At 49.1% G+C, this 13,529-nt stretch carries 12 protein-coding genes; 5 read left to right on the top strand and 7 right to left on the bottom strand.

The annotated features are described in order from the left end of the window. Positions 1–292: 292 nt before the first annotated feature. From DTO96_RS11480 to DTO96_RS11465, 4 genes are all read left to right on the top strand, one after another. Entirely contained in the window at positions 293–922 is a 630-nt protein-coding gene (locus DTO96_RS11480) for a hypothetical protein (RefSeq protein WP_114563623.1), read from the top strand. Between the two features lie 163 nt (positions 923–1,085). After that, positions 1,086–1,361 carry a hypothetical protein gene (locus DTO96_RS11475; protein ID WP_114563622.1) on the top strand — a complete coding sequence of 92 codons (276 nt, stop codon included), beginning with the start codon at positions 1,086–1,088 and terminating at the stop codon, positions 1,359–1,361. 269 nt (positions 1,362–1,630) lie between these two features. Then, entirely contained in the window at positions 1,631–3,661 is a 2,031-nt protein-coding gene (gene ligA / locus DTO96_RS11470; protein ID WP_373277842.1) for an NAD-dependent DNA ligase LigA, read from the top strand. Between the two features lie 290 nt (positions 3,662–3,951). After that, positions 3,952–4,695, top strand: a complete 744-nt coding sequence (locus DTO96_RS11465) for an S-methyl-5'-thioinosine phosphorylase (protein ID WP_225972505.1) — start codon at positions 3,952–3,954, stop codon at positions 4,693–4,695. 53 nt (positions 4,696–4,748) lie between these two features. Here DTO96_RS11465 and DTO96_RS11460 read toward each other — a convergent pair whose 3' ends face one another. The 5 genes from DTO96_RS11460 to DTO96_RS11440 all read right to left on the bottom strand — a co-directional run bounded on the left by DTO96_RS11460 (position 4,749) and on the right by DTO96_RS11440 (position 9,081). Beyond that, positions 4,749–5,378, bottom strand: coding sequence for a hypothetical protein (locus DTO96_RS11460; protein ID WP_225972504.1), 630 nt, complete (start codon positions 5,376–5,378; stop codon positions 4,749–4,751). 20 nt (positions 5,379–5,398) lie between these two features. Next, positions 5,399–6,700 carry an adenosylmethionine--8-amino-7-oxononanoate transaminase gene (locus tag DTO96_RS11455; protein ID WP_114563619.1) on the bottom strand — a complete coding sequence of 434 codons (1,302 nt, stop codon included), beginning with the start codon at positions 6,698–6,700 and terminating at the stop codon, positions 5,399–5,401. Continuing rightward, positions 6,697–7,338, bottom strand: a complete 642-nt coding sequence (bioD, locus tag DTO96_RS11450) for a dethiobiotin synthase (protein ID WP_157964430.1) — start codon at positions 7,336–7,338, stop codon at positions 6,697–6,699. Before bioD ends, DTO96_RS11455 begins: the two co-directional genes overlap by 4 nt. Then, the gene (locus DTO96_RS11445) at positions 7,335–8,489 is read right to left on the bottom strand and encodes an aminotransferase class I/II-fold pyridoxal phosphate-dependent enzyme (protein WP_114563617.1); all 1,155 of its coding nucleotides are present in this window, start codon (positions 8,487–8,489) and stop codon (positions 7,335–7,337) included. The genes bioD and DTO96_RS11445 overlap by 4 nt, the downstream gene beginning before the upstream one ends. Positions 8,490–8,784: 295 nt before the next feature. After that, entirely contained in the window at positions 8,785–9,081 is a 297-nt protein-coding gene (locus tag DTO96_RS11440) for a hypothetical protein (RefSeq protein ID WP_114563616.1), read from the bottom strand. Between the two features lie 116 nt (positions 9,082–9,197). Between DTO96_RS11440 and DTO96_RS11435 the strand changes: the two genes are divergently transcribed. Beyond that, entirely contained in the window at positions 9,198–10,544 is a 1,347-nt protein-coding gene (locus DTO96_RS11435) for a 2-hydroxycarboxylate transporter family protein (RefSeq protein WP_114563615.1), read from the top strand. A 348-nt stretch (positions 10,545–10,892) separates the two neighbouring features. Here DTO96_RS11435 and hemL read toward each other — a convergent pair whose 3' ends face one another. Continuing rightward, positions 10,893–12,182 carry a glutamate-1-semialdehyde 2,1-aminomutase gene (hemL, locus tag DTO96_RS11430; protein WP_114563614.1) on the bottom strand — a complete coding sequence of 430 codons (1,290 nt, stop codon included), beginning with the start codon at positions 12,180–12,182 and terminating at the stop codon, positions 10,893–10,895. Between the two features lie 214 nt (positions 12,183–12,396). Further along, positions 12,397–13,215, bottom strand: a complete 819-nt coding sequence (gene ppsR, locus DTO96_RS11425) for a posphoenolpyruvate synthetase regulatory kinase/phosphorylase PpsR (RefSeq protein WP_192878992.1) — start codon at positions 13,213–13,215, stop codon at positions 12,397–12,399. Between the last annotated feature and the right edge of the window lie 314 nt (positions 13,216–13,529).

Genomic DNA, 13,529 nt, shown 5'->3' with positions numbered 1-13,529 from the left:
ACATCACTTGACAGCATATCATGATGCTAATCTACTATAGCCCCGTAATTTATAGGTTAGGAAAAGGAGCGGTAAAGGTGGCTATGATTTTGATTGTCATTCAATGTGTTGCAATAGCAATATTGTTTTTTCTATTGTTGTTTTGCCATGGTCAATGATTTTATACGTATGGCTCGCTGAGAAAAGATTTTGGATATGGAGAGGGGTCGAGTCAAAGATTGGATATTGGTGTATTAATTTCAATTATTGGTGATGGTGTTTACATTTTTAACTTAAGAAAATTGGAAGTGAAATGAGCACGTTTCAAGTTGGCTTAATAAAGGTATGGCGGTTTCTAAAATTATTATTTTGGGAGGCTCCGTTTAAATTGGAACCTAGGAAAGCCTCACGCGACTGGACATGGATCTTATATTGTTTTGTGGTAGTGGGTACGATAGTTCCCTTTGTCATTGGCCAGCCTGACATATCAGAAGCTGAATATCCCACACTTATTCAAACAACGGTTGTAGAAGGTACTGTTATTCGAAGAGAGTCTGATAATAAAGTTGAATCCCGCCAGTACTTTGGCATTAGAACTCCCCATGGTGACGTATTTAAAAGATGCGAAACAATGACAGAAAAGTATTATGGTCCATCTGATTGTATTGTGCCTGATCAGTTGAGTTTATTGATTGGGGAAAAGGCAAAAATGTGGTACTGGGGTAATTGGCTCATTAAAATTCAGATGAATAATGGGGGCGAGGTTTCTACAAATTCAACATCCCCAAATGCTAAAAAATATACTTCTTATGAGGATGTGAAAATAATGCGCACTCATGGTGCTTTTGGATTTTGGAGTGTTTTCATATTACCAATCATTATTTGGACGCTTATCCGTATATTACGTAGATATTTGGTTTCGAGTTTTAAAACTGTTTTTTAGAAGGGTTGTTTTGATTGTTTGGTTTAAATTAACAGGAGTAACAAATGTCAGCAAACGCAGTAGTATTAGAGGCTGTAGAAAGTTTCGTTCAGTTTATGAATATTAATGCTGGTACACCTGCAACGGGTGTACTTGTTGCTCAAAACCTGAGTACACCAAGTTGATGGCCTGTTTTGGCTCTGCTGCTGCAATTGGTCAAATCGGGCATTCTTTGGCTGAATTTACTCAAATGACTGAATGGATTCCATCAGTGACCTCGACGGCAATGAATAAAGCGGGCTTGGCTGCGACAGCACTTGTTGCTGATGGCGTGCAAGCAGGGAACCAGTATTATAAAGACGGTAAACTCTCAGATGTCACCATCGCCAATCTCATAGTAGACATGGCAGGTATTGCAGCAGCAGGTATTGGGTTTGCTGCACTTAACAATTTAAAATAAAAACAGTATAAGAGCTGTCAGTTGTAAAAATCCTCACTTGCATGTTCTCGTTATTTTAATTTCAATGGTGGGCTTGAGTAAAAATGAGGTTATTATTCTTTTTCTTAGCGCAAATGCCTTGATTGCATTTTTATTGTTCAAGTTGTTCACGTGAACAACCACATCCATCATGTTGAACATATTTAATCCCTCCACCAGAATCCATGCAAACTACTTTTGATTTATTTTCCGAACCTGAGCACTCACCGAGTGAGGTTGACCGTGCACGCATGCTTGCTTTGAGCGAGTCGCTGACCCGTCACAATCAGGCGTATTATGTCCACGATGCGCCTGTCATCAGTGATGCCCAATACGATGCGTTGTTCAATGAGCTGTTGGCTTTAGAGCAGCAGTACCCACAGTGGCGCACGGTTGATTCGCCGACACAGCGCGTGGGTGCGGCACCGTTGGATGCTTTTAAAAAAGTGCAGCATGTGGTGCCGATGTTGTCGTTGGCGAATGCGTTTTCGAGTGAAGACATTGATGCTTTTGATGTGCGCATGCGTGATGAGTTGTGCGCTACGGGCTTGTTGACAAGCGATGCGCTGGTTGAGTATGCGGTTGAGGTTAAATTTGATGGTTTGGCGATTAATTTGCGTTATGAGCATGGGGTTTTGGTGCAGGCTGCGACCCGTGGCGATGGGCAAACGGGTGAGGAGGTGACTGAAAATGTGCGCACCATCCGTTCGATTCCTTTGCGTTTGCACACCGATGCGCCGCCTGCTGTGCTTGAGGTGCGTGGTGAGGTGTTGATGCAGCGCAAAGATTTTGAAAACCTCAATGCGTCGCAACTTGAAAAAGGTGAAAAGTTGTTTGCGAATCCACGCAATGCGGCGGCAGGCGGTTTGCGTCAGCTTGATTCATCCATCACCGCACAACGCAAATTGTCATTTTTTGCATACGGCGTTGGTTTGGTGGACGATCAAAATACACAGCCGTTTCCACAGGACAGTTTTCAGCGTGTGGTGATGCAACTTGCTGATTTTGGTTTGCCTGTTTACACCAAAGACAATGTGGTTCAAGGCGCGGCAGGTTTGCTGAATTTTTATACAAGCCTGCAGAGCCGCCGTGACGGTTTGCCTTTTGACATCGATGGTGTGGTGTATAAAGTCAACAATACCCTTCAGCAAGAAGCTTTGGGGTTTGTGTCACGTTCGCCGCGCTGGGCGATTGCCCATAAGTTCCCCGCTCAAGAAATGACCACGACGGTGCTCGACATCGATGTGCAAGTGGGGCGCACGGGGGCGATCACGCCTGTGGCGCGGCTTGCGCCTGTTGAGGTCGGTGGCGTGGTGGTCAGCAATGCGACGTTGCACAACATCGATGAGCTCATGCGCAAAGATGTGCGCATTGGCGACACGGTGGTGGTGCGTCGTGCGGGTGATGTGATTCCAGAGGTGGTCATGTGCATCATTGAACAACGTCCTGCGGATGCACGCATGTTCATCATGCCGACGGCTTGCCCTGAATGCGGTTCGCCGATTGTGCGTGAAGAGGGGGAGGCGATTTCGCGTTGTACAGGTGGATTGATTTGTCCCGCTCAAGTGAAGCAAAGTTTGATGCATTTTGCCCAACGTCGTGCGGTCAATGTCGATGGTTTGGGAGATAAACTCATTGAGCAATTGGTCGATGTGGGTTTGGTGAAAACCCCCGATGATCTGTATCAACTTTCGGTGGCGCAGTTGGCGGGTTTGGAGCGCATGGCGCAAAAATCTGCGCAGAATGTTCATGATGCGTTGCAGGTGTCAAAAAACACCACGTTGGCGCGTTTTATTTACGCATTGGGCATTCGCCATGTGGGCGAAGCCACTGCAAAATCCTTGGCACAGCATTTTGGCAGCTTGCCCAGCGTACAGCACGCGAGTTTTGAAGCGTTGTGCGAAGTGGCCGATGTGGGGCCTGTGGTTGCGCAGGCCATCGTCGCCTTTTTTGCCGATGCCCGTCATCAAGCTGTCATTGAGGCACTGATAGAATGCGGTATGCACTGGGATGATGTGCTGCCAAAAGCAGATGCAAGCAGTGCTGCGGGCATGTTTTTTGGTAAAACTGTGGTGCTCACGGGGACATTGCCGACTTTAGGGCGAGATGAGGCGAAAGCCTTGCTTGAGGCTGCGGGCGCAAAAGTGTCGGGCAGTGTGTCCAGCAAAACACATTTTGTGGTCGCGGGTGCAGAAGCAGGTTCAAAGCTGGAGAAAGCGCAGGCATTGGGTGTGACGGTCTTGGATGAAAGCGAGATGCTGGCTCATTTGAATGGGGGTTAGGCGACATTCAAATCTCGTTTGTGTGTTCGGTGGGTTGTTTTTTGTGAGAAAATGGATTGAGCGTTTTAGTGTGGGTTCATCTGTTCACAAACGGGCGAAGCCGCCCCAACCATGCGCCACAACATTCAGAAAAAATGAAGTGGATGCGCAAATCAAATCCATCGAATTGATCTCATTGATCAATTTATCAAATCATTGAATGAGTGAATCATCGGGGCATTTAATTGTCAATTGTGTTCGATGGGTCTCATTTTAAAAATTGAATTCTTCAATTTGTTCGCAAGGAGAACATGATGTTAGGTGTCATCGCAGGCAGCGGTTTGCAACGGCTTGCCCATTTGGAAAACATTCGCCGTGAAATCGTGCGCACACCTTTTGGTGAAACATCGTGCGCACTGACCATTGGTGAATTGTCAGGCGTCGAGGTGGTGTTTTTGAATCGCCACGGTTACGGCCACACACTCGCCCCGCACCAGATCAATTACCGCGCCAATGTGTGGGCATTGCAAAAAATGGGGGTGGACAACATCTGTGCGATTGGCAGCACGGGCAGTATGATGGCGGACATTCAGCCTGGTCAATTGGTGATCCCTGATGATGTGATTGATTACACGTCGGGGCGGGTGGGGACTTATTTTGAAGGCCCCGATCACCCGATTGTCTACACCGATTTGTCCGAGCCATTTGACCGAGCGTCTCGTGAGGTGTTGCTCAGTGCAGCCAACAGAGCGGGGGAAGCTGTGGTCAGCACGGCCACATACGCGTGCACCAATGGCCCGCGCCTCGAAACGCGTGCCGAGGTCAAGCGCATGGCGATGGATGGGGCGCATGTGGTTGGCATGACCTTAATGCCTGAGGCTGCGCTGGCCAAGGAACTTGATTTGCCATACGCTGCGATTGTGGTGTGCACCAATTATGCGGCGGGTGTGGGTGAACACATTGCGCATGATTTGAATCAATGGCGTGCTTTGCGTGAGCAGAGTTTGATTAAAGTTGAGAATGTGTTGTTGCAATGGGTGGCGTGCTCGGCATGATGTCATCATGCAAGTGCGGTGGCTTCTCTCGAAGCCACACTTTGATGGTGGGTTTATGCGACGGCCTTTTCAACTTGATTTAACCAGTTGTCGTATAACGCTTGTTCCATCTCGTGCAAATTTGCACTCATCTCACGCCATTGTGGGTTAAATTCATCTAATTGCGTCATCATGTTTTCAAGATGACCTTCTTCTTCTTTAATGATCGATTGCACATGGACGCGACTGCCTGCGTGGGTGAGCGCGTCTTGATACGTGTGATACAGCATCATGGCGCGCACTTCAATGAGGTAAGTCACGAGTAAATAGCAACCGTGTTTGAGCGATCGGCCTGTCGCGCCGCGTTCGCTGAGGTAGCGGGCGCAGCCCATGTCCAGTTTGTGCAAATAGCGAAAACTGGCGCGCGGGGCGAGCATGTATGCGCTGGTGTAGTCTGGGCAGTCGATGGCGAGTTTTTTGATTTGACGCTTGAGGAAATAGGCGTGGCGCGCTTCTTCAAAAGCGTGTTGCAAGGTGATGAGGTCAACATGCAGGGGGTGGACGTAAGCCGCAATTTTACGCGCACCAACCGATTCCATCATGGACAGGCTGTTCAGCCAGTGGGCGTGTGTGGTGTCGTTGCCGATGATGGTGGGCAACATGCGGGCGAGTTGTGGGCAGTGGGTTGAGTGCGGTGTGGTCATGTAGTCAGGCTTTCAAACTTTCAAACAATGGCCAGATCAGCGGTGCTGTCTTGGTCTAAAAAAGTACAAATCGTGTCGTAGATGTGTGTCAGTTGCGCATCGGTGATGCAGTAAGGTGGGATCAGATACAGCACATTGCCAATCGGGCGCAATAAAATCCCACGTTCTAAAAAATAATGATAAATGCGGTCGCGTTCACTCGACAAATAGGTGTTGCCTGTCACGGTGCGGACGGTCATGGCGAGGATGGTTCCACAGTGGCGCACGTTATCGATGCGCGGGTGGTTGGCGATGTGTGAAGCAAAATTGGCATGTGAGCAGCGAAGCTGTTCGCGTTGTGCATGACTTTCAGGCGTGAGCAACAGTTTCAAACTGGCGACGGCTGCGGCGCAGGCGATGGGGTTGGCGGTGTAGGAGTGCCCGTGGTAAAACGCGTGCGTCAGATCGTCACTGTAAAATGCATCGTAAACGCGTTGGGTGCATGCGGTGACGGCCAGTGGCAATGTGCCACCCGTGAGGCCTTTTGAAAGGCACATGAAATCTGGGGCTTCGGAGAGTTGCTCGCAGGCGAATAATGTGCCCGTGCGCCCAAAACCTGTCATCACCTCGTCGGCGATGACATATGCACCGTGGGCATGCGCTGCTTTGAATAGTGCATCCAATGCGCGGGCATCGTGCATTTGCATGCCTGCCGCGCCTTGCACGAGCGGTTCGACGATGAGCGCTGCGACATCGTTTTGATCTAAAATCTGTATGAGCGCATCCAAGCTGTGTTGCGCTTGATCGGCTGTGGGAACGGGGATGAACGCCACATCAAACAGCTTGTCGTTGAACGGCGCGGTGAACAGGCCGCGTTCGCTGGCGGCCATGGCACCAAAGGTGTCGCCGTGATAGCTGCCTTCAAGGGCAACGATGGTGCGGCGCGATTGACCTTGATTGTGAAACGCTTGTAATGCCATTTTGATGGCAATTTCAGTGGCACATGAACCGTTGTCTGAATAGAATATTTTGCTCATGTTGTTTGGTAAAACCGCCAGCAAATCTTCAGCCAATTGCACCGCAGGTTCATGCGTTAAACCTGCAAACATGCAGTGCGCCAGTGTGGTGGCTTGCGCATAAATGGCTTCGGCAATGACGGGATGCGCATGCCCATGCAAATTGACCCACCACGATGAGACCGCGTCAATATAGCTTTTGCCGTTTTCATCGAATAGCAATGCGCCTTCACCGCGCACCAAACCAATGGCGGTCGGACGCAGCTTCATCGGCGTGTAAGGGTGCCAAATGTGTTGTTGGTCGCGTTGGCTGAGGCTGAAGTTCATGTGTGGATCCAAGGTGTGAGTTCTGGGACGAGCTGCATGCGCAGATGTTCCGCTGTGTGGGCGATGCTGGCGCGATTTAATACCGCCAAGTGTGGGATTCGAGCGAGCACACGAACCTGTGCGTAATTGCAAATGAATTGTTCGCTGTCGCTGTTGCTTTCACCATTGATGATCAGGCCAAGCAGGTTCACGCCGCGTGAGCACAAAGCTTCAATCGCAGCGAGCGTGTGGCTGATGCTGCCAAGATAATGTTGGACAACCAGCACCGTCGCCCAGCCGTGATGCGCAATCACATCTGCAACCGTGTGCTGTGTTGTCATGGGCGACATTGCGCCGCCTGCGGTTTCGATGAGCAAATGCGCGCTGACGGGTGCGTTAAGATCATTTAAATCCATACTAACGCCATCGATCTGCGCCGCGACATGGGGAGAAGCTGCGGTGTTGAGGCGAAAGGCTTCGGGGTGAATGGTTGTGTGTGGGTTGGACAACAATTCGCGCACCACATTGCTGTCGCTGCGAGCCAAACCACCTGCCTGCACAGGTTTCCAATAATCGCAGCCCAGCGTTTCAGACAGCACCGCAGCCACAATGGTTTTACCAATGTCGGTGTGAATCCCTGTAAGGGCGAGAGGGGTCATTGAACGGCTTGGCATAATGTATTGATCAGTAAATTCAGCTCAGCTTCGGTGTTAAACGCATGTAAGCAAATGCGCAATCGCTCGCTGCCCGCAGGCACTGTTGGGGCAAATATTGGTCGCACATCAAGTTGTTGCGCGTGCAATGCAGCAATAATCGCATGCGTGCGCATCACATCGCCAATGACCAGACCTTGAGTGGGTGTGGTTGAATCAAGCCAAGTCACGCCGTACGGCGTCCAATCGTGCGCGGCAATTTTTGAGCGAAATGAGGCGATGGTGTCATGCAACGGTTCATTTGAAAAATCATCGCTTGCCAAAGCCGCGTAAGCCTGCTCAATGGCGGCGTAACTCGCGGGTGGTAACGCCGTGCTGTAAACAAAAGGGCGGGCGAAATTGATGAGCGTGTCAATTAGCAATTGCGAGCCGACAACGGCAGCCCCGTGACAGCCCAGACCTTTGCCATACGTGTGGATGCGGATGTCGATGTCATGGTGCAGGTTTAAGTGCTGCACCAATCCTTCGCCGTGTGTTCCAATCACACCCGTGCCATGCGCCTCGTCCACAACGATGCTCGCATGTGCTTTTTTCGCCAATGCAACAATGTCTTTTAAAGGCGCCACATCACCATCCATTGAATACACGCTTTCAACCACGATGCACAGCGGCGCACCCGCATGTTGCGTCAGCAGTTCATTTAAATGTGCAACATCATTGTGGCGAAATTTATAATTGTGGCGGCTCATGGACAGCCGCATGCCATCAATCAGACTCGCATGGCACAGCTCATCGTAAATGAACATTGTGTGCCGATCAGAGATTGCCGCCAGTGTCCCGATGTTGGCATCAAAACCTGAGTTGAACAACAGAGCGGCTTCGGTTTGATGGAAATGTGCAATCTGCGCTTCCAGCACACTGATCGCCTGCGCCTGACCTGACAACAAGCGCGAACCTGTCGCACCGTGTCGTTGAACATCAAACGAGGTCGTTTCATGCGCATGAAACGGCGCACGCGCCCAACCCAAATAATCATTTGAACAAAAATCAATGGCCAACGGCGCGCGCAAACGACGACGTTGTTGCGAGGCATCGCGTGCACTTAGGCGTTTTGCCCAAGCCGAGTGAAGAGGGGAAAGTGAAAAAGAAGAATCCATTCGCGCATTGTAGCAAGGTGAGCGATTGATGTGGGAGTGGTGCGTGGTGTGTGATTTTTGTTTTTTGATGGGAGTTGAATGATTTTGATGCTTTTTATGATAACAATTGTAAATGCTCTGACAAATTCATTACGCCATGCTTGATGTTGTACCTGCGACAGGAGGTTGCTGGTCAAGCCCGTAATGATGTACAGGATTGGTCACATTGTCACTGGAGGTGTTTTGTCCTAAGGTTTTAAAAATCTCGAATCCGTTGCGATCTTGTCTTTGTTCTGCTCGTACAGGTTGGCAACGCCTATGTTGTTCCGGGGATTGGCACGGACACCTCGGTTAATGCCTGCAATCGTTTGTGCGACGTTTGTCCTGTGGTGGCTTGTTGGGCTGTTTCGTTGGTGATCGTTACTGCACCTGCTGAGATGCCTGTATGGGTGGTGCTGTCGGTGCTGCCTTTGGCGTTCATGACCGAGGACTGGCCTGCGTTGTAGCCGTTGTAATCCGATTGATAACCTGCTGAGTGATCTGTGACGGCCTTACCGTCTTTGCCAGTGGCTTGACCATCTTTGGTGCTTGTGCCCACTTGGTCTGCAAACACGTCGCTGACCTGATTGAGTATTAGACTTGCTCAGTGTTTCCTTACATTGTATTATCACATAAGGTGTAGATTTGTTTTTGTACAGATAATTTAAAACTATAATTTAGGAGACTCAGATGCAAAAAGACTCAAATCGCTTTTGGCCAAATGGCTGGTGGAAAATCGTTGATTATCGGATTGGTATTATTCCATTGCCGATTTATATTCTTTTGTTGGTATTGACCGTTGGCTTTGTCATGACAAACAAAGTGCCAAGTGAAATATCCATGAGTATTGCAATACTAGCGGTTGGCGGATTTACCTGTGCAGAAATTGGCAAGTACATTCCTATTTTTAAAAATTTTGGTGCGGCGGCTATTTTGGCCACCTTTATTCCTTCATATTTAGCATTTAATCATATTTTGCCGCAAGGTTTGATTGATAACGTGACCAAGTTCACCACCGAAAGCAAGTTTTTATACCTGTTTATTTCATCGATTATTGTCGGCAGCATTTTGGGCATGGATCGCGAAGTGTTGATTAAAGGGTTTGTCAAAATTTTTATTCCACTTGCTGTTGGCTCTGTGTGTGCAATCGCTGTGGGCACTTTGGTCGGTATGGCTTTTGGCTTTGAGTTGCAACACACCTTGTTATACATTGTTTTGCCTGTGATGGCAGGCGGTGTTGGTGAAGGCGCCATTCCTTTATCAGTCGGGTATGCTGGGATTTTTAATCCAGGGGCGACAGCTGAAGTACTGGCAAAAGCACAAGGCGAGTATTTTGCCATGGTTTTACCGTCAATTATGATGGGCAGTTTGACGGCTATTTTATTGTCGGGCGTGTTGAATTATGTCGGTAAAGCCAAACCGAGTTGGACGGGTGAGGGACGCTTGCAGCCAGGTGAGCATGATATTGACATTGCTCATGTGGATGATGCTGATACTGTTCACGTTGATGTTGCAGGCATTGCAGCGGCAGGCATCACGTCGATTACTTTGTATTTGGGTGGTGTGTTATTACAAAAACTGACGGATTTACCCGCACCCGTGGCGATGTTATTCATTGCGGTTATTGTCAAATTGACGCAAGCAGTATCACCAAAATTGGAGCAAGGTGCATTTGTGGTGTATAAGTTTTTCTCAACAGCCGTTACTTACCCGCTGTTGTTTGCCATCGGCGTCTCCAGTACGCCTTGGGATAAACTCATGCAGGCATTTAATTTTCCGCAAATCATCACGATTGTTTCAACGGTGGTCACCATTATGACCGTCGGTTTTTTTGTCGGCAAATGGACAGGTCTGTATCCAATTGAAGCGGCCATCATCAATGCCACGCACAGCGGTCAAGGTGGAACGGGTGATGTGGCCATTTTAACAGCCGCCAATCGTATGCAATTAATGCCTTTTGCACAAATTGCCACCCGCATCGGCGGTGCGATTACGGTGACGTTGACATTAATTATTTTGGGGCGCATGGTGGGATAATTTTTTTGGTGGGGTCTGTATAATGGATGATATTTGGCTATCGTTATATCGTGAGGTCTTCATAGAAATTCTCCTTGTCTAAGTTTATGAGAAATTCCTACTTTTGAGTGATGCTCCTTTGTGGAGAGATTACCAGGTACTTGTGATGAGGAGGTTTTTTTGAGGGCATGGTGTTTAATTGATATTGAGGTCATTAGTCATGCTGGCAGGCTTTTGTCCTTTGTTATTCATCGGCTTTGTGAGCAAGCGATGAATGTGCTTCATAAGTTGAAACGATGGTGATGGCCTACGCGGTCATGATTGTTTGCTGTTGATCGCGAGGCCTTCAAATCATTTTGATGTTGCGAGTTAAACCTTATCTGCAATTTTAACAAATGCTTTCTTCGCGGCTTCGATGGTGGCGGCGATGTCATCATCGGTGTGCGCCGCTGACATGAAGCCCGCTTCAAACGCGCTGGGTGAGAGGTAAACGCCTTCGTCGAGCATGGCGTGGAAAAACGCAGGGAATAAATCGACGCGTGAGGCCATCACTTCTGCAAAGCTTTTCGGTGCGCTTTCGCTGAAGAACAAGCCAAACATGCCGCCTTCCATTTCTGTTGAAAAAGGCACGCCTGCGGCTTGTGCCGCTGCGGTGAAGCCCGCCAGCATGGTCGCTGTTTTTGCACGCAAGTTCTCATAAAAACCATCTTGGCGAACGATGTTCAGCGTCGCCATGCCCGCCGCCACCGCCACGGGATTGCCCGATAAGGTGCCCGCTTGATACACGCCGCCGAGTGGCGCCATGTGCGCCATGATGTCGGCTCGCCCGCCGAAAGCTGCCACCGGCATGCCGCCACCGATGACTTTACCGAGGGTGGTGATGTCCGCTGTCACGCCGTAAACGCCTTGTGCACACTGGGGCCCGACGCGGAAACCCGTCATCACCTCGTCAATGATAAGCACCGCGCCGTATTGCGTGCATAAATCACGCAAAGCCTGCATGAATTCAGGTGTGGCGCGGACAAAATTCATATTGCCTGCGATCGGCTCAAGGATGATGGCCGCGAGTTCATTGCCTTTTTCTTTGAACAGCGTTTCGAGCGCGTCCACATCGTTGTATGGCAAAACCAAAGTGTCTTTGGACACGGCAACAGGCACGCCCGATGAACTTGGATTGCCCAAAGTCAGTAAACCTGAGCCTGCTTTGACCAACAAACTGTCCGAATGCCCGTGATAGCAGCCCTCAAATTTAACCAATAAGTCGCGCCCAGTGAAACCGCGTGCCAAACGAATCGCGCTCATGGTCGCTTCAGTGCCACTGGACACCAAACGCACTTGTTCTAAACCGGGCAGCATGTCGCACAGCAATTCGGCCATGTCCACTTCTGCGCGGGTCGGCGTGCCGAAACCGAGGCCATTGGCGGCGGCATCTTGTACCGCTTTCACCACGACGGGGTGGGCGTGACCGACGATGATCGGGCCCCAAGAGCCGATGTAGTCGATGTAACGCTGGTCGTTTTCATCCCAAAAATAAGCGTCTTTGGCGCGTTTAATGAAGCGCGGCGTGCCGCCCACAGAACGGAATGCGCGAACGGGTGAGTTGACGCCGCCCGGTGAGGTTTTACAAGCGCGGTCAAATAAAATATCATTTTGGTTCATGGTGTTGTCTTAATTTAATATGAATGGGTGGGTAATGTAAATTGGGTCAGCATCAAATAGATGCCTGAAAATGCCTGAGCCAGAAAGAATCGAAATCAGATTGCCCTTTTTGAAGTGCCAATTCAATCGCTAACACATCTAAAAACAGGCTTGCAACGGTTTGATTGTCTTGATGTGGGTATGGGAAATGTACTTTTACTTTTCGCATGCTTTTTTAGCGGTCAATTTTGATTTCTTGCAAAATTGTTGTGGCAATTTCTTCAATGGATTTGTGGGTCGATGACGATGAAGGAATGCCATTGCGTTTCATCATTTGTTCGACCTCGTTGACCTCATAACGGCAATTTTCAATCGAAGCGTATTTGCTGCCCGGACGGCGTTCGTTGCGAATTTCGGATAGCCGTTGCGCATCGATCGACAAGCCAAACAATTTACTGCGGTGTTCGACTAAATTCGAAGGCAAAGCGCGGCGTTCAAAATCCTCTGGAATCAATGGGCAGTTGGCGGCTTTGATGCCGTATTGCATGGCCAAATACAAGCTGGTCGGGGTTTTACCGCTGCGCGACACGCCTACCAAAATAACGTCGGCCTCTTTGAGGTTTTTGTATGTTTGGCCGTCATCATGCGCCAAAGCAAAATTAATCGCTTCGATGCGGTCACGGTAAGCGGTGGAGTCTGCATTGTGGTGCAAGCGGTTGATGCTGTGGTTTGATTTCAGCCCCAATTCTTGCTCCAACGGCGCGACAAATGTGGTGAATAAGTCGATGAAATAGGCTTGTTCGCACGCATGGAGTACGGCATTGATTTCAGAATTGACCAGCGTGGTGAACACCATGGGGCGGGCGATGGAATGGGCGGCAATGTCCTTGATTTTTTGAACCGCTTGATGGGCTTTATCAACAGAATCAATGAAAGGAATGCGGTGGTCTTTGATGTTGATTTCAAATTGCGCGAGCAGCGAATGGGCAAAGTTTTCAGCGGTGATGCCTGTGCCATCGGACACGATGATGACATTACGAAGGATATTACTCATGTATTTGCTTTCAAAAAGACTAAAAATAAAGGGGTGTCGTAAGTTCTGTTGCATTCCAAGACCCATATTTAAGCATTTTAAACTGATTTTTTGGACAGCCACAGCTAAATCTGAACCCATGTCTTTACAAACACAAGGGAAGGCTTGGTTGGTGCCGCTGTGTTTTTGCGGCACACCCTTGACTGGATTCCAAAAGCTTTCAGCCCCATCGACGTGCTTTTTGTGCGTTGTGTGGGCACGGCAATCGTACAAACCGTAACAATAATTACCCATCAAAATCGATAAAATTCAGCCTACAGAATAACTTCACCCAA

Source organism: Ephemeroptericola cinctiostellae, assembly GCF_003339525.1.
Taxonomy (GTDB): domain Bacteria; phylum Pseudomonadota; class Gammaproteobacteria; order Burkholderiales; family Burkholderiaceae; genus Hydromonas; species Hydromonas cinctiostellae.
Note: the sequence above shows the minus strand (reverse complement) of the source record. Positions and strands in the feature narration are given on the sequence as shown.